The 23741-nt window shown below is 36.5% G+C and carries 23 protein-coding genes and 1 pseudogene; 4 read left to right on the top strand and 20 right to left on the bottom strand.

Annotated features, from left to right (window positions below):
- Positions 1–37: 37 nt before the first annotated feature.
- The 6 genes and pseudogenes from topA to FC84_RS08945 form a co-directional block, all read right to left on the bottom strand.
- Positions 38–2116, bottom strand: a complete 2079-nt coding sequence (gene topA / locus FC84_RS02695) for a type I DNA topoisomerase (protein ID WP_057755004.1) — start codon at positions 2114–2116, stop codon at positions 38–40.
- 177 nt (positions 2117–2293) lie between these two features.
- Positions 2294–3133, bottom strand: a complete 840-nt coding sequence (gene dprA / locus FC84_RS02690; protein ID WP_057755002.1) for a DNA-processing protein DprA — start codon at positions 3131–3133, stop codon at positions 2294–2296.
- A gap of 52 nt (positions 3134–3185) precedes the next feature.
- Entirely contained in the window at positions 3186–3944 is a 759-nt protein-coding gene (locus tag FC84_RS02685; RefSeq protein ID WP_057754998.1) for a ribonuclease HII, read from the bottom strand.
- Positions 3945–3947: 3 nt separating this feature from the next.
- Entirely contained in the window at positions 3948–4805 is an 858-nt protein-coding gene (ylqF, locus tag FC84_RS02680; protein WP_057754995.1) for a ribosome biogenesis GTPase YlqF, read from the bottom strand.
- Between the two features lie 257 nt (positions 4806–5062).
- Positions 5063–5173: pseudogene (locus tag FC84_RS09185) on the bottom strand (glycosyltransferase); the annotation flags it as partial.
- Positions 5174–5722: 549 nt separating this feature from the next.
- Entirely contained in the window at positions 5723–5896 is a 174-nt protein-coding gene (locus tag FC84_RS08945; RefSeq protein ID WP_157051847.1) for a hypothetical protein, read from the bottom strand.
- A 247-nt stretch (positions 5897–6143) separates the two neighbouring features.
- Between FC84_RS08945 and FC84_RS02670 the strand changes: the two genes are divergently transcribed.
- From FC84_RS02670 to FC84_RS02660, 3 genes are all read left to right on the top strand, one after another.
- Entirely contained in the window at positions 6144–6731 is a 588-nt protein-coding gene (locus tag FC84_RS02670) for a hypothetical protein (RefSeq protein WP_057754989.1), read from the top strand.
- Positions 6732–6766: 35 nt separating this feature from the next.
- Positions 6767–7057: a hypothetical protein gene (locus FC84_RS02665; protein ID WP_057754986.1), complete on the top strand. Its 291-nt coding sequence runs from the start codon at positions 6767–6769 to the stop codon at positions 7055–7057.
- A 132-nt stretch (positions 7058–7189) separates the two neighbouring features.
- Positions 7190–7645, top strand: coding sequence for a hypothetical protein (locus tag FC84_RS02660; protein WP_057754984.1), 456 nt, complete (start codon positions 7190–7192; stop codon positions 7643–7645).
- 566 nt (positions 7646–8211) lie between these two features.
- Here FC84_RS02660 and FC84_RS02650 read toward each other — a convergent pair.
- The 8 genes from FC84_RS02650 to FC84_RS02620 form a co-directional block, all read right to left on the bottom strand.
- Positions 8212–9081 (bottom strand): GNAT family N-acetyltransferase, encoded by an 870-nt coding sequence (locus FC84_RS02650; protein WP_057754978.1) that lies wholly within the window; start codon positions 9079–9081, stop codon positions 8212–8214.
- Between the two features lie 179 nt (positions 9082–9260).
- Positions 9261–10052, bottom strand: a complete 792-nt coding sequence (locus tag FC84_RS02645; protein WP_057754975.1) for a hypothetical protein — start codon at positions 10050–10052, stop codon at positions 9261–9263.
- Positions 10053–10784 carry an ATP-binding cassette domain-containing protein gene (locus FC84_RS02640; RefSeq protein WP_057754972.1) on the bottom strand — a complete coding sequence of 244 codons (732 nt, stop codon included), beginning with the start codon at positions 10782–10784 and terminating at the stop codon, positions 10053–10055.
- Between the two features lie 406 nt (positions 10785–11190).
- On the bottom strand, positions 11191–11502 hold the full coding sequence (locus FC84_RS09180; RefSeq protein WP_420864700.1) for an ATP-binding cassette domain-containing protein: 312 nt from the start codon (positions 11500–11502) through the stop codon (positions 11191–11193).
- Between the two features lie 5 nt (positions 11503–11507).
- Positions 11508–12686, bottom strand: a complete 1179-nt coding sequence (locus FC84_RS02635) for an ATP-binding cassette domain-containing protein (RefSeq protein WP_057754969.1) — start codon at positions 12684–12686, stop codon at positions 11508–11510.
- Between the two features lie 224 nt (positions 12687–12910).
- Positions 12911–13180, bottom strand: a complete 270-nt coding sequence (locus FC84_RS02630; RefSeq protein ID WP_057754966.1) for a hypothetical protein — start codon at positions 13178–13180, stop codon at positions 12911–12913.
- 83 nt (positions 13181–13263) lie between these two features.
- A complete protein-coding gene (locus FC84_RS02625; RefSeq protein ID WP_057754964.1) occupies positions 13264–13560 on the bottom strand; it encodes a bacteriocin immunity protein in 297 nt (98 codons plus the stop codon).
- 446 nt (positions 13561–14006) lie between these two features.
- On the bottom strand, positions 14007–15230 hold the full coding sequence (locus tag FC84_RS02620) for an MFS transporter (protein ID WP_057754961.1): 1224 nt from the start codon (positions 15228–15230) through the stop codon (positions 14007–14009).
- Between the two features lie 224 nt (positions 15231–15454).
- Here FC84_RS02620 and FC84_RS02615 point away from each other — a divergent pair, with 224 nt between their 5' ends.
- Positions 15455–16153: an SGNH/GDSL hydrolase family protein gene (locus tag FC84_RS02615; RefSeq protein WP_057754958.1), complete on the top strand. Its 699-nt coding sequence runs from the start codon at positions 15455–15457 to the stop codon at positions 16151–16153.
- A gap of 470 nt (positions 16154–16623) precedes the next feature.
- Here FC84_RS02615 and FC84_RS02610 read toward each other — a convergent pair whose 3' ends face one another.
- The 6 genes from FC84_RS02610 to FC84_RS02585 form a co-directional block, all read right to left on the bottom strand.
- A complete protein-coding gene (locus FC84_RS02610; protein ID WP_057754955.1) occupies positions 16624–19143 on the bottom strand; it encodes an ATP-binding cassette domain-containing protein in 2520 nt (839 codons plus the stop codon).
- Positions 19144–19544: 401 nt separating this feature from the next.
- Positions 19545–20429: a proline iminopeptidase gene (gene pepI, locus FC84_RS02605; protein ID WP_057754952.1), complete on the bottom strand. Its 885-nt coding sequence runs from the start codon at positions 20427–20429 to the stop codon at positions 19545–19547.
- 168 nt (positions 20430–20597) lie between these two features.
- A complete protein-coding gene (locus tag FC84_RS02600; protein ID WP_057754948.1) occupies positions 20598–21317 on the bottom strand; it encodes a hypothetical protein in 720 nt (239 codons plus the stop codon).
- A gap of 21 nt (positions 21318–21338) precedes the next feature.
- The gene (locus FC84_RS09060; RefSeq protein ID WP_057754945.1) at positions 21339–22877 is read right to left on the bottom strand and encodes a S41 family peptidase; all 1539 of its coding nucleotides are present in this window, start codon (positions 22875–22877) and stop codon (positions 21339–21341) included.
- Positions 22878–22889: 12 nt separating this feature from the next.
- Positions 22890–23117: a YozE family protein gene (locus tag FC84_RS02590; protein ID WP_057754942.1), complete on the bottom strand. Its 228-nt coding sequence runs from the start codon at positions 23115–23117 to the stop codon at positions 22890–22892.
- Positions 23118–23128: 11 nt separating this feature from the next.
- Entirely contained in the window at positions 23129–23740 is a 612-nt protein-coding gene (locus tag FC84_RS02585) for a YpmS family protein (protein ID WP_057754939.1), read from the bottom strand.
- Position 23741: the final 1 nt, after the last annotated feature.

Here is a 23741-nt window from a genome sequence, read left to right as displayed (position 1 = left end):
TACCATGTGATGAATTGACTGAAACACAATCTAAGTCTTATTTCTGCACTTGTTCTTCATAGTCACCGTTTGGACAAATCACTTGGCGACCGCCTTTAACTTTCTTCTCAACTAGGTAATGACCGTCAACGGGACAATCACGACCGACTGGTTTATCCCAAGAGACGAAATCGCAATCTGGGAAGCGGGAGCAACCATAGAAGATCCGATTACGTTTTGATTTGCGTTCAATCACTTGGCCTTCGCCACATTTAGGACAAACAACGCCAATCTCTTTGACAATTGCTTTAGTATTCCGACAATCTGGGAAACGACTGCAAGCATAAAACTTACCAAATCGTCCCATTTTAATCACCATTGGTGCGCCACAGATATCACAGTCAAAACCGGCTGGCTCATCTTTAATTTGAATTTTTTCGATACCTTTTTCAGCCTTGTCTAACTCTTGAGCAAATGGCTTATAGTAACGATCGACCACATCGACCCAATTCTCTTTAGCTGCCTCAATACCATCTAATTCATCTTCCAACTTGGCTGTAAAATCAATATTAACAATATCAGGGAAGAATTCTTCGATAATTTTATCAACGATTTCACCCAGCTCGGTTGGTTCAAAACTCTTACCGTTTAATTTAACGTAGTAGCGCTTTTGAATGGTATCGATTGTTGGGGCGTAAGTTGATGGTCGGCCAACACCGTTTTCTTCCAATGCTTTAACCAAACTAGCTTCGGTATAGCGAGCTGGTGGCTGTGTGAAATGTTGTTGGGGGTCAGTTTTGACCAATTTAACATCATCGCCTACTTCCAACTTAGGCAAACGATTATCTTTAGATTCATCCGTTGCGGATTGATAAATCTTGGTAAAGCCAGCAAACTTCATCTGAGAACCATTAGCACGAAAAATAACGCCATTTTGTTCTAAATTAACGGTCACCGTATCAAAAACCGCTGGTGTCATTTGACTAGCAACGAAGCGGGACCAAATCAATTGATACAAACGGAATTGGTCGCGCGTGAGTACATCCTTTAAAGAATCAGGCGTGCGCATCACTGAACTAGGCCGAATGGCTTCATGGGCATCTTGTGCACCTTCAGGATTCTTTGTCTTACGTAACTTAGTGGCTGCGTATTCTTCACCCAGTGTTTCATGTAAATACGTGGCAGCTTCATGCTTAGCCACAGAAGAAATACGGGTAGAATCGGTACGCATATAGGTAATTAACCCAACCGTACCTTCTTTACCACCTAAGTTAATACCTTCATACAATTGCTGTGCAATCATCATTGTTTTACGTGTTTTATAGTTCAAACGGCGGTTGGCTTCTTGTTGTAATGAACTAGTCGTAAATGGTGCAGCTGGGAAACGTTTACGTTCTTTTTTCGTCACATTTTGAACTGCAAATGGCTTATCCTTATCAACTTTACTTAAAACTGCTTGAACAGCGTTATTATCAGCTAATGGCTGCTTCTTGCCGTCAAAACCGTAGAAATTAGCGGCAAACTTCTTGCCCCGTCCTTTTTGGAATTCAGCAGCTAAACTCCAATATTCTTCCGGAACAAAAGCGTTAATAGCTTTTTCGCGGTCAATCACCAGTTTCAAGGCAATTGATTGTACCCGACCGGCACTAAGCCCTTTTTTAACTTTAGCCCAGAGAATCGGACTAATTGAATAACCCACTAAGCGGTCTAAAATCCGACGTGCTTGTTGAGCATCAACTAAGTTCATATCAATGCTACGGGGTGTTTTAAAAGCGTTCTTAACAGCATCTTTCGTAATTTCATTGAAGACAACACGATTGTTGTCTTCGGGACTTAAATTAAGCAAATGGGAAACATGCCAAGCAATCGCCTCACCCTCACGATCGGGATCGGCTGCTAGATAAATATGATCAGCTTTTTTAGCCGCTGACTTCAGCCCTTTGATCACATCACCTTTACCACGAATCGAAATATAACGTGGTTCATAATCGTTTTCGATGTCAATACCCATTTGACTCTTAGGTAAATCTCGAACATGTCCTAAACTGGCAACGACTTTATAATTTCGACCGAGATACTTTTCAATTGTTTTGGCTTTTGCTGGGGATTCCACAATCACAAGATTCTTCGTGGCCATGCAAAAACTCCTTTCCTAAATCCGTTATCTACTATAATAACCGTCAAAATACGGCGGTGATCAAATCGGAAATAATCATAAGCTAGATTTTAGCTACTTGTCAACTATCAGAAATTTTTAATCCAACAAATTTGATCATTTTTTAGCAAATTAACGGTTTAAAAAAGGACACATCAACTAGTGATTGAGCGATAAATCATCCAGTAGATCACTAGCTTTTAAAACCGGCATGGCTCCTGCTTGAATTAATTGATTGGTGCCAACAGACAATGGTGAAAATAAGCCACCGGGGATAGCATAAACATTGCGATTTTCTTGTAATGCTAAATTTGCTGTAATTAACGAACCACTTCGTTGTTTGGCTTCTGTCACCAAAGTACCTTCAGTTAACCCCGCAATAATGCGATTACGCTGAGGAAAATGAAACTTCTGCGGTGGTGAATCGGGTAGATATTCTGATAACAATAGTCCTTCACGACTGATTTGTTCTTGTAAAGATTGATTAGCTGACGGATAAACGACATTAAGGCCATTACCAATCACCGCAATTGTTGAGCCCCTAACAGATAAAGTCTCCTGATGAACAAGTGTATCCACACCTGCAGCTAAGCCACTAACCGTTACCCAACCAGCTGCTACTAATTCTGGCAGCATGCGCCGTAAACAGTGCTGACTATAGGTCGTACACATACGCGCACCCACAATTGCTAATTTACGACGTGCTAATAATTCCCGCCGACCACGGTAAAAAAGCAACACTGGTGGTTGATAAATTTCAGCTAACTCGATTGGATAATCTGAATCAAAAATAGTTAAATAGTTCTCAGTTGTTTTAGTTGGTTCTAGCCAACTTGGATAAACAGTCAATTGTGTACGCAAAAATAAATTTAATGTCTCCCAATGACTAAAAATTTCTGTATCTGGCTTCATCTGCAACAACTTGACTAAATTTAGTTGCTCGCGATAATGCCAATTTTTATTCATTTTGGCTGCTAGTAAAATCTCATTTTTCTCCATAAAAAAATCACCTACGTTGATAAATACGTAGATGATTAATAGAATTTTTAAATTAACGATTATACTTGGCAACCGGACTAAAGGATTGACGATGAATCGGTGTACTCCCCAGTGCAACCAAACCAGCTAAATGTTTCTTCGTGCCATAACCGGCATTATCTTTAAAGTCATAACCTGGATAAACACGGTCATACATTGCCATTAAGTGATCCCGGACTTGCTTAGCGACAATACTAGCTGCAGCAATACTGGCCGATTTAGCATCACCCTTAATTAACTTACGTTGGGGTAAATCAACCGGTACATGCATTGCATCGACTAATAAATATTGCGGTTGATAATATAAGTGCTGCACCGCTTGGCCCATTGCCAATTCAGTCGCATGATAAATGTTCTCTCGATCAATCATCTGGGCATCGGCAATCCCAATACTAATATCAATTGCAGCACCACAAATCTTTAAATAAAGTTCTTCACGTTTTTTGGCAGAAAGTTGTTTAGAGTCATTGACGTCTAAAACCGCAAAGTCATGAGGCAAAATTACCGCGGCTGTGATTACCGGACCAGCTAAAGGCCCCCGCCCAACCTCATCAATGCCAGCAATTAACGGATATTGCGGCCATAATTCATGTTCCATAACCAAGCGTTGTTGCAGTGACTGCTGGCGCTTAACTAACTTCTCTTGTTGCCGCTGAAATTGTTGCAAAGCTGTTTGGACGCCTTTACGCGGATCGGCTGCTAATTGTGCTAACAATTCCGGACTGGGCTGCTCAGATAATTGGGCTTTAATTTCCTTAATTGAAGCTGTCAATAGCTAAGCCTCCGTCGCACTAACGGGCGCTTGTTCTAAGGTAATACGGCCTAAACTGCCCTTGCGCAAATCAAAAATAATTTTTTGAGCCATCCGTTCATATTCATCTTTAAAGCCAAATTTCTTAGTTAGTGCCAAGAGCAGATCTGGGTCAGATAATTCTAATTGCTTAGGACCCACACCAAGCTTTTCCGTCAATACTTGTGGATAGTAGTTGCGGAAATAATCTAAAGCAAACAAAGTGACATCATCTTCATGATAAAGCCCTTCTTTGATCGCACCAGTCAGTGCGAGTTTGACCCCGATTTCTTGATCGTCAAACTTAGGCCACAAAATTCCGGGTGTATCTAAAATTTCCAAGTTTTGCTTAGTCTTTAGCCAATTTTGATTCTTCGTGACGCCCGGACGATTGCCAGTAACGGCAACATTTTTACCAACTAAACGATTAAGAAAAGTTGATTTACCTGAATTAGGCACACCCATACACATTGCTCGAATTGTCATATTTTTAATCCCACGTTGAGCACGCAATGCTAATTTTTCCTTCAAAATTTCATTCGCCTTTTGTTGAACTAGATTTAACGGGTTTTGGTGTTGCGCATCAGTTACAATTGTCGGTTGCCCTTGTGCTTCATAATATTGTTGCCAAGCCTTAGTTTGCTTAGGATCTGCCAAATCAGTCTTATTCAGAACCAACAAATGTGGCTTTTGTTGGACAATTTCATTCATCATCGGATTACGTGAACTCTCAGGAATCCGCGCATCACAAATCTCGATGACCAAATCAACTAACTTTAATTGTTCTTGAATTTCCCGACGAGCCTTGGCCATATGCCCAGGGAACCATTGGATAGTTGCCATAAATTATAACCTCTTCTATATCAAGGGTTTGCAGCCCTAAATTTCGTATCGCGCTCTTTCAGATTGTCAAACAAATTTGAAAGTCATTATTACATATTATTGGTAAAAAATTTGCACAGCATTTTTTTACCATAATGTTGATATTGTACTGTTAGCAACTTACATTCTAACATTTTTGAGATTTGATTACCTTAATTCTTGTTAAACAGGAATTCCATCTATATGATCTTGGTTAGGATACATTCAAAATATTTATTTTAAAATCGACACCCGTAACTCTTGAATGTTTGGCCAGATTGCTTAATGTAACGATCAATAATCTGTTGCGTGTGATCAGTACTACCGTCATTAACAATAATTACCTCATAATCAAAATGTGTTCCTTAAAATGCTAACGATTTTAAACAACGATCAACATATTTTTCTTCATTGAACGCCGTGACAATAATCGATAACTTCATTTCTTCACTTTCTTTTCAAGTTAAATTATTCACCATTTCAGTTTTAGAATAGCGCTGTTTAATCTGGTTGTACCTAGCTAAATAATAGTCAAAATAATCACGGGATATAAAAAAGGCTTGTATTACAAGCCCAATAAAACTGTTAGCTATTAAAATTTATCGTTCATTGAGATAATCACTTAGAAAATCGTGCCCAAAATAGCAAAGGCCAATAAGAATAAAAGGCAGTGCTAGTAAGAGATCATCCGTTAGAATTTCACCATTATTGAATATGAACAATATTAAGACGCCAAACGTGGTAATGATAATTGATCGATATTTTTTTAGAAAAATTGCGGTTTTGCTCTGGCTATGCTTACTAACAAAATAAAGAATAATTGAAAATAAAATTAACAACGTCGTCATTATTAAATCCCCTTCTCAACAAGATTTTATCATTAACTCAATTAGACTTACCTAATGTCCTAACTTATGATGATTGTTTTTAACTGGCGCAATTTTTTGGCCTTTATTGTTTAAGATAACCGTGTGGACGTGACTATCTTGATAAGATTGATAACCCATAATTACAGCGAAGCTAGCAACGATGATGATTAATAAGATCAACACCAATTTTTTTCTTTTTTTCATTGTTATCCTCCAGAATAGGCAGGCATAAAAAATCATTATTAAAATCGTTCTATATTATGCATAGTATAACTATTTGTTGCTGATAGTCAATTTTAAATTGACATATTTTTATACATTACACCTAATAATTCCCTTTAAATAGGTAATTCAAGGTTACGAAACTATTTCTAAAAGAAGATTGACTATTATTCACATAAAGACTATATGAAGGCGTTATTAAAACATACAGAACGACGGGTGATGAATTATGATCAAAAATAAACAGCAAGCGAATCAAAAAACGACTCAACGTGGGCAAAACTTTACTAACGCCCTAAACCTTGAGACATTACCAAAAGCAATTGAAAATAACGCCTATATTCCTGCGTTGCTGATCTTAGAAAACGGAGCCATCAGTACACCACGCTATGGTGGTCAAGAAAATTATCTTACTTTTCAATTACTCTCCAATAAATTAGTCTTTGGCTCTAATAAATCGGACCAACACCTGAGCATTTCTTTATCAGAAAACTATCATGTTGATCCTTCCGTACTTAAAAGACCCACTTTTTATCTAGCTTTTCCTACGGTTGAAGTTTATGTTTTACTCAACATTCAAGATGAGGATAAATCATATCAAATTCTCTGGTCAGATTTCCCTAAGTTATTAAGTTTCATCGACTATCTAAAGAAAGCAGAAATTAATTATACGGTTCCTGATTTTTACCTACAAGTCTTTGAAGAAACTGATGTTAAGAAACTACAACGTCATATTGAAAGAGATAATCGCTTTACCTCAAAAATGTTGCCATCTCTACCACCGTCAACCCGATCTCATCCCTTAACAGAGGATTAATGAAGCAATAAAAAATATAATTGGAGGTTCTCCATATGAATGATTTTGCCTCACCACCATCAAAAATCACCTTGGAAGAACTTCGACAAGATGATGGTACCTACCCAGATTTAAAACGAACTTTTACATCAGTTGAAACTTGCTTAATATTTCTGGGAATTCCTTTTCTTACTTTATATGGCATAGGTGTCATCCTGATGCTAATCGCGTTAACTTGTCATTTTTTCAGCAGATCTTATCGCATTCGTAATCTAACAGATGGTCAAGTTTATCTGATCAGTCGTACTGAATTCAACCAGTATCGTGAATTAACTAAGACTAAATAAAACAGTGCAATAAATTATTGCACTGTTTTTTTAGTGCTTCACTTGGTAATTGCCCACTTATAAGTTGCGATTGGATTGATAATGGTTTACCTTTAAGTTGAATCGTTATTTCTATAATTAAGAGGCAATATTATGTCTAAAAAAGAGTCTGATTCAAACTATCAACAACCTTATCAACCTTCTACTTCCGAAATTAATGATATTAAGTATCAAATACTACTATATACGATCATTATTGGTTTTTTTCTGATATATTATGCGACTAAAAACAAGATGTCTACAAATTATTTCTCAAATCTCTTGATCATAATTGGGAGTGAGCCCCATCTTATTATTTTGTGTATCGTTGCCATTGATCTTGTTCTGTTTAGTAAATTGAGTCATTTAAGTAATAATTCTTCACTTATCATTAAAAATCACCTGATTAAGAAGTATCAAAAAAAGCATCCTCAAACAAAAACTCACAATGATCATAGAACGCCACCTATTAAAGATCCTAGATTTGATGATGATAATAACGCTAGCGAAAGTTATGATGAATATGCTGACCGTAATTACGATGAATATGACGATTGGGGAGAATATTAACTACACAAAAACCGCCCTTTACGGACGGTTTTTGTGTTTTATTTTTGATTACTAAATGTTTGAGAATATCTCGTTAAAATACCATTTACTATAGAACTATCAGCTTATTAATTATTCTGATAGTAGTAATGCTACTGTATTTAGGCTATTTATTGACTATCTCTGAATAATGAACGCAAAATATTTCTAGTTGTTAAAGCGCTCCAACCATATAAGCCTTCGTGATTATAATAAGCTGATTTTGCCTCATCATATGGAACAACTTTAGTTTCTGATCCCCAATACATAAAGGAGATTAATATTAAAAAATAAACGTGCCTTACATGACAGGACACTACTCTTAATTGTCACATTTTCTCTAAACATTGAGAATCACTTAGAAAAACTATTTAATTTTATAAAAATAACATCCTATGACTTGTTTTGTTTCTGGTACACCAGATAAATAAGCCATAGGATGTTTTAGTGTGAGTATAGTTTCAATGTTTTCTTCAATAATTTTTTCGAACACCTCAAACATAAAATTAGGATAGGCGCTTTTTAATGAAAAATCTATCTTCCAGCTTTTAATACTCCCGCTGTAAATACACAACTTCTGTCTCAATCTTAAAGCCGGCCTTAGTGTAGGCCTTAACCGCTGGTATATTTGTTTGATCAACACCTATAACAAAGTCTTTCTGTATTTGTTTACTCAATTCACGAACAATTAAATCAACTAAATAAGTAGCATAACCTTGATTACGATATTCACGTTTAATAAACAGATTATATAAATAGTATTCCGTGCTATTATCGACCGCACAATAACCTATATCTTCATCATTGAGCGTTTTTAAAACAAAACATACTGTCCCGTCGTCATGAAAGGCGGTTGTAATAGCGCGAGTAGCTTCTTCAATATTCATTTCAAATGCCAGCGCATTTAATTCACCAATATTTTCAATATCTGCTTGCTGCAAGCGTTGAAATTTAACCGCGGTTCTATTCGCCAAATCATATTGAGAATGCTGCCAACGCATTTGATATTCATGATCCGTCTCCGCAGTTAAACCAACGTGTTCTAGAAAAGTAGGATTGCTCTTAAGAAAATTCATTTCAGTAATATATTGAAACTTTTGGTACCCAAATTGATGGAGGATAGCTTCACTTTCAAGCATTAGGGTTGTACCATAGCCATTCCTTCGTGACTGAGGTAAAACATTGAGATAAAGTTCGACAATCTCATCCAATTCACCGTCTGCATATAGCATCGAAAATCCCGACAACACATGATTTGCATACAACAAAACAAATGCGGGCATCTCTGAAAGATAATTATATTGGTTACTTAGATATGGTGAACGATATGTCTGATCAGCATGATGAACCGTCTTTAATAGCTGTTGAACATCGTCAATTTGTTGTTGACTAAGCTTGGTTGTTTTTACAATTTCCACAGTCCATCACACCTTCACTTTAAACATTCTTGATGATTAGCCATTTAACCAACTAATTCTTCTTAAGAAAATAATTGCTACAACATCGTCAGAATCTATATGGTAAACAACTAATGAGAAACTTAGACTCTCACTTTCTATTTCTTGTTATTGTTATTTCGCGTTTAAAAACAACTATATTAAAATCGCTCAAAAGAGCCATACTTCCTTTCATGTTGCAGTGCGATATTAAAAATTAACAAACCGATACACAAAAGAATCACATTGATTACGATATAGACCAGTACGGTAATCCATTCAACATCACGTTGCAAATATAACGAACGAGCAATCTCAATTCCTAATCCAAATGGCAAGATAGCTTGAATCCAGGTTGTATAAGGAATGGCCACATTTGCAAATATTAAAATTATGCCCTGAAGTAGAGTCGCCCATTGCCCAATACTTTTAAAAATTAATGAGCCTGCGCCAAAAATTAACCCGATGCCAAACATTCCTAAATTTGAAACAGATGATAGTAGCATAACCAATAGTATTGCATTTAGAAGCGATAATACTGATTGACCAATAACAATAGCAGTAATCAAACTAATAATTAACAAATATCCAAAAGTAATTAGGTTAGTAACCCAACTTCTAACCATAATAAGAACCCAAAGCGGAAATCTCGATTGTATTTCAGTCTCTAAAATACCTGCTCGAGAATCACTCTCAATTGTTTGTGTAGAAATATCCATCGCCACTACGCCAACATTCCAGAACATATACCCTATTAATATAAGGATAGTGCCGTCATTAGTGTGATAACTTTGATTAATTACCGTAACATCGGCAAAGAATAAAACAGCAATATATGCAAGAGTGAATATTACAAAATCACTTAATGTCGAAGCTAAATACTTATATCGTGTCTTAGCCTCCATTTCAAGTTCTGTTTTCACCATACTTAATATCGAAGATAACTTTGTCATCTAGGCACCTCGATTGTATAAATGTTGATAAATTTGCCTCAATTCAAGTTCATCGAGTGATTTATTTAAAGTTTTTAAAATGTGTCCATCTGCTATAAAAATATATTGACTTACAACGTTGGCAAGCAAGCTAGGATCATGGGAAGAGACGATAACTTTTTTATTATTGCCGTTACTAATATTCTGAATAAATTGCATTAAATTAGCCTGGGAATCAATATCTAATCCATTTGAAGGTTCATCCAACAATAGTAATCTTGCGCCAATAGCAACCGCCACCATCAATTCAGATTTTTTCTTCTGCCCAGTTGACATCTGATCGAATTCCTTATCAATAAGATATTCTGCATCGAAATCTATCGCAGTGTCATATAGTAATTTCAGACATTTTGGCACGAATTTACCGCGCAACGCCGCGAAATATTTTAAATTATCTTTAGTAGATAGTTTATTTCTCAACCCTCGTTCACCAGTCGGTACATAATAAGAGTTTCTTTGGGCCCATGCGCTATAATCATAAGCATTCGAAATACTTTTATTTTCAATCAATAATTTACCAGCATTTGGTTCTGTGATGCCACCCAGCATCCGCATTAATGTTGATTTTCCTGCTCCATTTGGACCGATTAGTCCTGTAACACCAGGCTGATTTGAAGTGATTTCAAAATTGCAGTGATATAGGACTTGGTTCTTTCCATAATATTTGGTTATTTCTTGACCAATAATCTTCAATTTAATATTTCTCCTAACAAGACAAACTACTGTTAATTGCAATTAATTTATAAGATAAAAGTCAAGTAAATTGACTTAATATGTTTTTCTAAAAAAATTAAAGCTAATATTCAATGCAAGAGACAGAATCAATTATGAATTAATCAACATACAAATATCAATTATCATCACTTCATAATTATTAAGACAGATTCAAACTATATATCCAAATCATTTTTTTATCGTTAGCTTCGTTTAGATATCGCAATATCTAATAGATAAGAAAGTAAATTAACCTTAATTTAATATCAATACGCTTATAAATAAGCTCTAATACTATCAAACCACCTGCATATCACCATTGTTTAGTTGGTAATGTTGAACTCCATGTTGTTTAATATCTTTTTCGTTATATTGATGAGCAACCTCAATTACTGTACAAGGTAGCTGCCAAATAAGCTCTCGAATTTGTTTTGTCATCCAAGTTCGATGTAGCCTCATCAAGTAAAATAATCTTCTTATTGAACAAAAGAGCTCTAGCGATTTCTACACGTTGACGCTGCCCTCCTGACAGTAACGCCCCGCCTTCACCATATCTTTGATCTAATAAGTCAGGACCCAGTTCATTGATCAAACCAACTTTATCTAGAACAGATAGACAATCCTTATTACTAAATGATTTACCAAGTGAAAGATTGAATCGTAGGGTATCATCAAAAAGATAAGGATCTTGTTGAATATAGGCTATTGATTTGAATTACTAACTTCTTGCTGCCCAATAGTGATTTCCCCACTTGTCGGTTTTAGAAATCCTTGAATTAAATTTAATAGCTTCGTTTTGCCGCTACCTGATGCTCCTGTAAATAGAAACTTAGATCCAAAAGGAATTTTTAATGAAAGATCATTTAATATATTTTTACCATTTTTAAACTTGAAACCGACATTCGTTATCTCCAATTCAGGTTGATCATCAGGATTGACATCAATTTTATCTGAGAATTGAATGACTTGTTCATGTAAATCTTTGCGAATCCCCTCCGTCGTCTTCATCTGATTTAGATATTGAGCTGCGTTACGCAATGGACCAACAACACGATCACTAGCTAAAAAGATACCAATAATAACCGATGCTGAAACCTGATTATTAACAATGAAAAAAAGCCCTGCTCCTAATGGCAAAAGAAAACTCAGCATTGAAAGCATTACAGTGACAAACATCGCAGCTACTTGACGATTATTCATTTTTTCATAGGAAGTCTCTTCAGTAGTAAGATAGTTTGCTGTATCCTGATACATTGTTTTTTGAGCATGATAAGTACGAATCGAATTAATTCCTTTAAATAAATCAGTTACTTTGCTTAAAAAGCGACTACTATCACTTTGCCAAATTTCAGCTGCATCTGTTAGCTTTTTACTGAATAATTTTGGCGTCATCACTGGTAATAATGAAAATAAGATAAAAAGTAAGCCCACTGGTAAATTTAACGTCAGGACATAGATTGCCGAAACAATGCCTGTTAATAATGAACCAATTAATTCAAATATTAAAGTAAAATAATTGCTTTCAATTAATTTGAAATCATTAAAAATCTGGGACACCTTGTTATTAGCATCATCATTAAATTTATTATTATTTAATTGTGAATAAAGAAAATTGCGTTTTAAGTGTATGTTCATAATTTTAATCGCACGATTCTTGAAAAGTTCTTTCAAAACAATAGCTGAATATACCAAAAATAGCGATCCTAAGCTTAATCCAATATAAATCATGACATCGCTGTTTGTTGATTTACTGTTAAACCTAGTGATATTCGAAATCACAGCAGCTAGAACAACCCCATCGAAAGACGCGATAATCATTGCTAACATTATTAAAACAATCAATATCGGAGGTAACCATTTCAATACAGTTTTTAATCTCATGAACTTTCATCCTCTCATTGATCAAGTATCAATAGAATTATTAAAATAGCCAATATTTTATAATATATTTTTAATAATTTTATCATTTAATATAGTATTGTCAATATTTTTTAAAGAAGCCTACTGATAATTGATACTTAATCTAATAATATAAACTACCGCCAATATTTAAATATTAGCGGTAGTTTATATTATTAAAGTCTCTTCTAACTATTTCTTTTTAATTAGTCAAGCGACATGCCAAAAAATTGGCCAGTGACCAAAATATAATCACTAGGTTGTAATTTTGCTTTAGTCATCAATATTGTTTTAATATTGGCAACACTCGTTGTTGAGCGAAAACGTATCTCTTTACCAGTGCCAACTTCAGTTAGATGTGTGAATGCTGTATTATCTTCCAGAGTCTTAATTAAAGCTGCTAAATCTTTTTGGCGCTGCGAAAAAGTTAAAAGATATTCTGGTCCATATTGATTAAAAATACCGATTTTAACCATTATGTATCCTCCAAGTCTAATTTAGAATAAAGTCCATTTTTAAAAAATGAATTGTTTCTATTCCACGTACTAATGGTAAAGAATTAGAAACCGTATCTAATATTTGATATGGCTGTTAACTCCTTAAGTTTACTTGATTGAAAGCTGGATAAAGTAAGTCCATTTTTTACAATAATATTTGCAATATCTATATTCATTCGACTTAAGATGAAGGAAACAGGAGTCTGTTGCTTTTCCAGTTCATACTTATACTGCAATAATACATCTTGTAATGCATTATTATCTGAACTTTTATATAAATCATGCAGTAAGTCATCAATGATTGCTAACGCTTGATATGCTCTGTCTGTTCCACCTGAAAACCATTTTAATTTAGACATGATAATTACTCCCTGACACATAGAATCATCTAAAATTTATACAAACTGTTAATTATCGGTTGTTCCATACCGTTTTTCTACCTACGATAGTTTTTAGTTCATTTTTGTTTAACATTTTATAACTTAGCATAATAGTATTCCTTCTATTCAATTTCTCGTAAGCCGGTCTTACAAATGATTTTCGTTTATAATTCATTTGTCTCACGAGTAGGTTCCTCCTTTAAATAAACACATTATATCACTTTGAAAAAATAAAAATTTCACAATATTTAAAATCCGGTTGGCACTTTAGCAGTCCCTCATTTCGCATTCGTAACCAGACCACCGGTGAAGTCTACATGATGAAGCGGTCCGAATTTAAACACTATCGTCAACTAATGAAGACAAATAAAAAGTGAAGCAAAAATGCTTCACTTTTTATTTTGATAGGAATAAACGCTGAACAATTACTCGGCGAGACTAACTTTTTTCTGATGGTATTTAACAACGATCGCTAAGCTAATCCCGATAATCGTAATCGCGATGTTCAAAAGAATAATTAAACGTGGCGCATTGTTAGCTGACAGCTTGGTAATGTAAGCAGCCAATGATAAAACAACATAGTTGGCGACACTAGACGCAATCATCACTAGCGAAGTCGCCGTTCCCTTGTTTTGAGGAAAGAAAGCAATCGTTGTGGAAGTGGCTAATTGTAAAACACCGCCGGCAGCTGAATAACCAATGACAAAACTACCAATATATAACACCAGCGGCGTTTGGATAAAGTAACAGAGTATCAACATCACTACTGCAATACTAGGATACAGGATTAAAATCGTTGTTTCAGCAAGACCCTCATGAATTAAGCGCGCCGTTACTAAAACAGCCAATACAGCACCCGCAGCATAGAATGATTGCAAAATACTTGGGTCCTTGACACCATAACTCGCCCCTAACTCTTGGTTACAATTTAACCACAACATAAAGGTTGTGGAACTTGTAAAACCAATCATAATTGCAGCAAGAGACGCAGGTGTAAACCGCATTCTCTTTTTTTCACGATTTGTACCCCCATTTGTGCTATGCTGCTGAACTGCTTGGTTAGGAAATGGCAAGAAAACTAATAACAATGCTGCAACGAGCATAGCCGTCCCACAAACGATAAAAATCGTATGATATGACATTTGGGCCAGTGCTACCCAACCAATGAGAAATGGCAATAAGAATTGTGCTGTTGCCATAGCAAATTTAGTAAATAAATTGGCGATTGAAGCTGATTGGGGAAACATCTCCATTAAACTTGGTGACACACAGGTATCCAGAAATGAATTAGCCACGCCATTTAGAACACCAATAGCATAAGCCAACCAATAATTCCGACTAAAAGCAATGCCAAAGAAGAAAACAGCATAGAGCCCCACGCCAATCAAGCCACTGATTCGACGGCCTAATTTATCTGAAACCAGTCCAGCAACCGGATAAGCAATGATGCGACCTAATCCAAAAGCCGCAACTACGGAAACAACCATACTAATATTAACGCCACCTGATGGTAAGGTTGTCGCACCCCAAGCTTCGGCAAACTGAATTTTATATTGACTCAATATCGATGACGCGATGCCCAACATCGCGTACGAAAAATACAAAATAAGCGCTGTGGGCAAATATTTATTGGAACTTTTCATCTTCATGACTCCTAATTAAAAAAGGATTCTTCAATTTTTATCGGCCTAAACAATACCTAATCTCACAGGCCTTAGATATCATATCATATAACCATCGCTGAAAAAGCGAAGCTACAAACTTTCACGTCAAATCCAATCAACAATTTTTAATTACAGGCTTATTGTGTTTGATTTGTAAGCGCATTATACTGATATAGTATTTATTCTGATTAAAGAAGGTACACTTAATAATGGATCAATTACAACACAAGGTGCTTTACGGATTTGGTGATTCCCTGATTGCCGGTCACGAATTACATATTGGCTTATTAGATGATTTTGCCCAGCGGCATCAATTAGAATTTCATAATTTTGCTGCGAATGGTGCAACCATTATTCCCACTCAGCCTGCTGATCACACTTGGGCAAGTGAAAATCAGGTGCCCGATCTAGCAACCCAAATTAAAGCAGCACCAGCTATTCAACCAGACTTAATTATTTTCGACGGTACGACGAATGACGCCATTTCCTACGTGGATCAATTACGCCCACTAGGACAAATTGCAGCTGATTTTCTTCCGATTAGTTTTGATACCAATACTTATTGTGGCTGCTTTGAATTAGTCCTGCAGCTATTACGTTCCCGCTATCCGTTAACGCCAATCTACTTCGTAGGCGTCCACCATATGCCAGCGATTCCACTAGAACGCCAAGATAAAATTCAAGCGACAGCAGCAAAGATTTGTGGTAAATGGGGTATACCCGTCATTGACCTTTATCACGCCGGTCAGATCAATACTTTTATTGCTGAACAGGCGCGACAATATTCATATAATAATGGTCAACAACCTCATGCCGGTGGTGATGGCACCCATTTAAACGCTGAAGGATATCAACGTTTCTATACCCCGATGTTAGAAGCAAAGATTACCCCTGAATTTAATGATTGAGTGTTTATTTCAAAATGGGCTTTGTATTATCACTTTTTCTGTCAGAGCTGATCTATTCAAAAGAGAATAAATAAAGTTAATGCTAAATCATCGTGGAATACAAAATACACACTTAATGTAACTAGCCAACTAATCATTAGAACGACCATTTTTCAATTTGCTATTCTAGCTATACGATAAATATATAAATATGGTGCAATTTTCATAATTTTTAACAAAATCAACTGATATTGCGTCATATTTTTATATTTTTCGTATCCAAATTTCGCTATTTTTATTTTGAAAGGATATATTATCCGAACATCTTAAAATAAATTACTATGAATTTCGGTATACCATTAGAAAATATCGTCATATAAAATTTAAGGCAAAAAAGTAGCTCATGTATTGATACATAAGCTACTTTGGATAATTTATCTTTAATCATTGTATGCATCATTGCTTAACTGATGACTATATTACCTACCAGATCACATCAAGCCGAATTTCTTAAAATGTGCAGCTAAATAATCGAGCGTTAAACTATTAGGATCTTTAACCAGTTGCTTAGGGGTACCACTGGCCATCAATTGCCCGCCAGCTTCACCACCACGCGGACCAAGGTCAATTAAATAGTCAGCGTTGGTCATCAAATCAAGATCATGGGTAATGATGATAATTGTAGCCCCTTTTTCTTTCAACTTATTCATCACATCAAGTAACGTTTGCACATCGCGAGGATGTAACCCGACTGATGGCTCATCAAAAACAAACAACGTCTTCGTTTGTAATTTACTTAAATGATTGACTAACTTCAAACGTTGGGCTTCCCCACCTGATAAACCGGGTGTACTCTCACCTAAATGTAAATAGTTCAGGCCAATCTCATCAAGTAACTGTAACTGCTTTTCAATTTTAGGCACATCTTTGAAGACTTCTAAAGCATCTTTAACTGACAAGTTCAAGAGATCAACAATACTGTAACCCTGCCACCGAATTTCTTGAATCTCATCTTTATAACGAGTCCCGTGACAATACGGACAAGTTTCTTCCATGTCGGGCAAATATTGAATATCCAGTGAAATTGTCCCCACACCACCACAGTGCTCACAAGCTCCTTGTTTATTATTGTATGAGAAATAAGCAATGCCATATTTCTTAGCCTTAGATTCCGGTAAATCCGCAAAAATTCGCCGAATATTATCCATAATCGTCGTATACGTTGCTAAACTAGAACGTAAATTTTTGCCAATTGGCTTGGCGTTCACACTAACAACCTCAGTTAATTTAGTTTCCAAATGTTTGACTTGCTTAGGCAAGGCTTGCTTTGCTTTTTTAGCTTGGATGGCTGGGACTAAGCTATCCAGAATCAAACTGGTCTTGCCCGCACCTGAAAAACCCGTGACAGTTGTAATTTGATTACCTGGTATTGTGACACTAATATCATGCAGATTAAAGTAGTGATTAACTTCTAATTGCGTCGTTAAACAATCAGTATTTTTAGCAGGTTTAACTTTATCATGCATAATATTTGCTTGTCCGGACATGTACGGACCAATTAATGACTGTGGATTGTGCTGTAAAGCTTGTGGTGTCCCTTCAGCAATAATTCGTCCACCCGCATCGCCTGATCCCGGACCAACTTCAATCACCCAATCGGCGGCTTCAATAATGTCAACTTCGTGATCGACCACAACCAATGAATTCCCTTGAGCAATTAATTCCCTAAAGATATTAATTAACCCCTTAATGTTATCCGGATGTAGACCAATTGAGGGCTCATCTAAAACATATAACACACCTGTTGTTTCAGTCCTTAAGGTCTTGGCCAGTTGAATCCGTTGTAATTCACCAGTTGACAAAGTATTGCCATTACGAGCCAAGGTTAAGTAATCCAGGCCTAGCTCTAATAATGGTCGCAAAGTCTCAGTTAGATTTTGAAACAATACTTGTACCATCGCTTGCATTTCTGTTGGCAATTGTTTCTTAGTCGTCGCTTCCCAGTCCGCCAGCTTACCTAATGCTAAATTGGAAACTTCGGCGATGTTTAAATCACCAACTAATTGGGTTAACAAATCTGGATTTAAACGTGTACCGTGACAAGTTGGACAAACCGATAAGTGAAAGAAATGATTAATCTTAGCGATTGCTCGTTCACTTTTTGAAGTTTTTAATGAGTCATAGACAGCTTCATAAGCATTCTCATATAAGGTTTTATCGGTATGAAAAACACGTCCCGTTGAGGTTCTAAAATCAACTGGATACTGCTTTTTCTCGCCATGAAGCACAATTTCTTTTTCTTCAGTAGTTAAATTTTTATAAGGAACATTAATTCGCACACCTAATGTTTCGGCAACCATTGGCATGAAGTTACGACCTGGTAAATGCCAAGAAGCAACTGCGCCCTCTGCCAAACTAAGATTTTCATCACCAATTAATTTACTTGGATCCAGTTCGCGAACTTGGCCAGTCCCATGACACTGAGGACAAGCACCACCAGCATTAAAGGCGAAGTCTTCTGCTGATTTCGCCATAAATTCCACGCCACATGTAGGACAAGTAATTAGCCCCATCTGTTCACCAGATAAATCCATGGCTTGGGCAATTTTTAAGCTAGGTTTAATGCGATGGCCATTGGGACAAAGCGCCGAGCCTAAACGGGAAAAAATTAGTCGGATCACATTAAATAATTCACTCATCGAGCCGACCGTCGAACGTTCTGAAGGCACATTAGGTCGTTGCCGCAATGCAATTGCTGAAGGAATATGTCTAACCTCTTGTACTTGTGAACGTTTATTCTGCGTAATTCGACGTCGCGTATAAGTAGATAAGGCGTCTAAATAACGCCGCGACCCTTCAGCATATAGAATCCCCATCGCCAGCGAACTCTTGCCAGAACCAGATGGGCCAGAAATTGCGACAAACTGATTCAAGGGAATATTCACATTAATGTTTTTTAAGTTATGAACATTGCCACCGCGAACTTCAATTTGTGTAACTTTATTTACCATTATTGAACCTCTTTTTCTATAATGCTTTTGCCGTACTGTCCGATAAATTCATAGCATAATATCGAATATACGCAATTATTTGATTAATCTTGACCAGAATAATTGCGATATCGGCATGTGACAGACTACCACTTTAAATTATACACCTGATTATTTCTTAGCAGATTTTACGAGTCTGTTGACGATATATTGATCAGGAATTTGTGGTCGAATTACTAAGGCCCACAATTGAGTTGCACAAGAGCGACCTGTTTCATTATTAATTAACATTTATTGAACACTTACCGACAATAGCTTACTTGACACTGTAGCTTCACGCGACAGTCAATAAATACAGGTTTCGCCTGTCGGTACTAAAAAAATCTGCTAACAAAAATTGTTAGCAGATTTCATATCACTAATTAATCATTTTCATTTAACCAATTATCCAATAGCGAAATAAATTCGTCGTGTTGGTCAAGTAACGCTAAGTGGCGGCTATTACCAAATAAGTGCCATTTAGCTCCTGGAATGTGGTCAACAACAGACTTGGCAATTAATGGTGTACACAAATCATCCGTCCCACTAGTAACCATTGCTGGAATTTGAATTTTATAAAGTTGATCTGTCACTTCAAAGTCACTAATTGAACCATTCTCGGTGAATTCATTCGGACCCTCGGCAATAAAACTAGCCCGTTGTCCGTTAGTTGGACGTTGCATTGGTTCAGGCAACTTCGATTTATCTGTTTCCCAAGCATAAGCATCCATATAACGTTCATTAGCTGCTAAATACTTCGCACCAGTAAAATCATTATTAGCTTCAGCATCAGCAATAGCCTGTTGATCTTCAGGACTTAAGTATTTAATTAAACGATGTTGTTCTTGTGTCCATAATTTAATTGAGGCTGGCGAGCTATTAATCATGACACTCTTAACGCCTTGAGGATTGTAGCTTGTCAAGTAAAACATTGCTAACATGCCGCCCCATGATTGACCAGAAAGATGAATTTGATCAAGCTGTAAATATTTGCGTAACGCAATTAGCTCTTCAGCCCAAGTTTCTTTAACATAAACTGATTCATCTTCTGGTAATGATGATTTACCACAACCAACTTGATCGTACATAATTAATTGCCGCCCACTTTTTTCAGCATAATCATCTAGTAATTCATAATAATTATGTGACGAGCCGGGCCCCCCATGTAATAACACCAGTGGTGCTTTTTTCGGATTAGCGTCTCCAACAATCCGATAGTAAGTTTGATATTCACGAAATGGCATATAGCCTTCAACAACTTTTGTCATAAAATCCTCCTGTACGTCATTGGTTACCTACTATCATACGCCTGTCTTCCATGATCGACCAGGTTAAATTAGAAAAAAATGGCAAAACAATAAATTTTGCCATCTTATTAATCGCTGATAATTGCGAAAAAGGTCATTAACAATCACAATGACTGTTAACGACCTTTTTTATTTTAGTTCAATTTCGGATAAAATTTGACGATTCTGACGAGCAACTGAATAGTGATTCTCGGCTCGTGGTGCATAGTGTTTGAGCTTAATGACTTGAACATCCGCTGCTACTTGAAATTCTGGATAGAACTGACATAACTTAGCAAAATCATCTTGTGTATTTTTACCAAACAATAATAGGTACTTAGGTTTTAAGGCATGATATTCCGCCATAAACAACTCAATACTGCGTTGAAAAATTTCTGCTAAATCAATCCCAACGACTTGAGCGCGTTCTTCATCTCTAAGTTGCAAGCGAGACTGGGGCAATGTACTGCGAAAGAGACGATGAACTAAGTTAGAATCTGTTAAGTGCAAATCTTTAAACAAATCACTCATATAAGCACCTTCGGCAAAAGTTCCCTTGAGTGTGGCCGGAATATATTTATCATTAGACTTCTTAATTGTCTCATGAAAATTCGACCAAGGAATTGTACTATCATTACCACGATTTGACATGTTATAGCCCATCATCATCACATCGGAATTAATTATTTGGGCTGCTTCATTAAGATTTGCCAATCTTTTGGCAAACGGGGCAATACCCACATCATGATAATCAATCTCTTCACGTTCAATTGCTGCTGGTGTTACGTTATATAATGCAAAACTAGCAAAGTTTTTCGCGTCACTAGGTAAAGCTCGTAGTGCCGCTAAATTTTTCTCGAAACTTGCCATGGCTAACTCCTTAATTCATATTTATTCAGCGGTAACGGCTTTAATCCCAGCAATCATGGTATTATCGTGGTTAATCAAGTAAGTGGCAACTTCAGTATAAAGTGCCGTTCGTGTCGTATCTTCAAACACACCATCTTGTTTTGCCAATTTAGCCTTAGCTTGTAATTGTTTAACAGCGGCCACTGTTTGATCATCATAAATACTCGTCACTTTAACGGAATAACCAAGATTTTTGAGATTAGTTTGCAATAACTCAACTTGATTGCCGACGCTGCCTAACTTCAATGTCTTACCGCTGGAAATCAAACCCAGTTTAGCTAATTCTGGATAATCTGCCTTGATGTCTGGTGTAATGCCTTTTTTATTGATCCAACTACCATTTGGGGTTAACCATTTGGCTGTGGTAAATTTCATTTCACTATCATTATTTAGTGGAATCACCGTTTGGACAGTGCCTTTACCGTATGTTTGTGTGCCAACAATTTTAACATGGGCTGATTGTTGCAAAGCCGCACTGAAAATCTCAGCAGCACTAGCACTACCACTATCGGCTAACACAACAACTGGTTCAGTGACTTTAAAACCATCATCATAAGATTTGCCAGCTTTATAAACCTCGGCCTTACCCGTTCGAGCCTTAACCTGCATGATAATCTGACCGTTCTTTAAAAACATACTTGAAATTGCTAAGGCACTATTCATTAAACCACCAGGATTACCACGAACGTCAATAACAAAGCGAGTGGCACCTTCTTGACGTAACTGTTTAATTGTCTTCTTCATGCCACTAGCCGTATTTTCAGCAAAAGTGGAAATTTGAATTTGTCCAATTGTTTTATCGCTGGGCGCAAGTTGGCCAGTCACTGAAGCCTGATCAACTTTACCACGCTTCACTTTAATGGTGAAAGTCGCAGCACCACGTTTGATTTCTAATGTTACTTTAGTGCCTTTAGTACCGCGTATCTTGCTAACCGCTTGATCAACGCTTAAATTAGCCGTAGACTTGCCATTAATCTTCATAATCAAATCATTGGCCTTTAAACCGGCTTTTTCGGCTGGTGAGCCTTTAATTGGTGACACGATTTTAATGGCCTGCTCTGACTTCTGCACCTCTGCCCCGATTCCTTCAAATGAACCAGAAGTTGAATCATTTAAGCTGCTGGTTTGGTCAACATCTAAATACTGTGAGAAGGGATCGTCCAATGAATTTAACATTCCTTCAACGGCACCATTAACCAATTGTTTCTGACTAACTTTTTGATAATAATTAGTTTTAACCGTTTGGTAAACGCCCAGCACTTCATTAAGTTCGTTGTTCAATCGTAAAGTCGGTTGGATTTGATGCATTACGATTAACACCCCGGCAATCATCCCAACGGCCAAAGCCACCAAGATACTAAACCAATAAGTAAAGCGCGTAAAACGTTTAACGCGTGGTCGACGCCGTTTCTTTGACGAATGACTTGTCGTTGGTTCTACTCCTTCAGTAGTTGTTGCCTTTAAATCTTGACCAGATTCAACTTGATCCTCAGATTGAGGTGTATTTTGCTTATCTGCCAATTTAATCCTCCGCTATGCTTCACTATCTAAATACATTTGATATGCTTGATCAAAAATCGTCATGCTTGATAAATAACCGCCATTTAATTCTAAATAACGTGAAATCACATCATAATCTCGTTCCTGTTTAGGAAAACTATGATCATAAAAGGCGTTATTGGCAAATTCGGCAACTTCTTCATGACTATTAGGATTACGCAAAGTCATTAAAAATTGATAAAACGAACGTCTTAGTTCCATGTTGTCACCCCTTAATCTGGTATAAAAGCACTAAAATCAATTTTATCATCATCTAAATCAATATGATCGGCTCTAAAGCTCATGCCATTATCAGTTTTATACTGGCTAAGATGAATGGTAATGGTTTCTTTTTTACTACTTAATGTCACCCACTTCGGTAAGTTATAGTCATTGCCGACAAAGTTTAAGACGGTACTAACTGGAACTGGCAAAGCACCAATTGCTAGTTTTTTGGCTTTAAGTTGAACATCGCCGTTTTCTAAAACAAACGGATCAAAGTTTAAAGTGAACGGAATATTTGCCCCTAAAAATTTAAACTGGCCGGTTAAAACTGCTTGATCAGTTAGCTTCAACTGATATTTTTGGTCATTGTTTTTGAGATAATCTTTTAAATAGAAGTCAACAATACGATTGACTTGGCTTTTGGTCATTTCAACGCTAAAAACCGGTTCATCACCACGAGCAACAGTTTTACTTGTCGTTGTTGGTGTGGGTTCGATGAAAAGCTTAGTGCCTAAGAAGACCCCTGTCCCTAAAACTAATCCTAATAAAATTAGAAATAGCCACTTCCAAAGATTAATTGATGTTGTTTTTTTAGTCGGACGCTTTGGTGTATCGGTCATA

Source organism: Lapidilactobacillus dextrinicus DSM 20335, from assembly GCF_001436095.1.
In the GTDB taxonomy this organism is placed as follows: Bacteria; Bacillota; Bacilli; order Lactobacillales; family Lactobacillaceae; genus Lapidilactobacillus; species Lapidilactobacillus dextrinicus.
The sequence above is the reverse complement of the archived record's forward strand: the minus strand, read 5'-3'. Positions and strand labels throughout refer to the sequence as shown.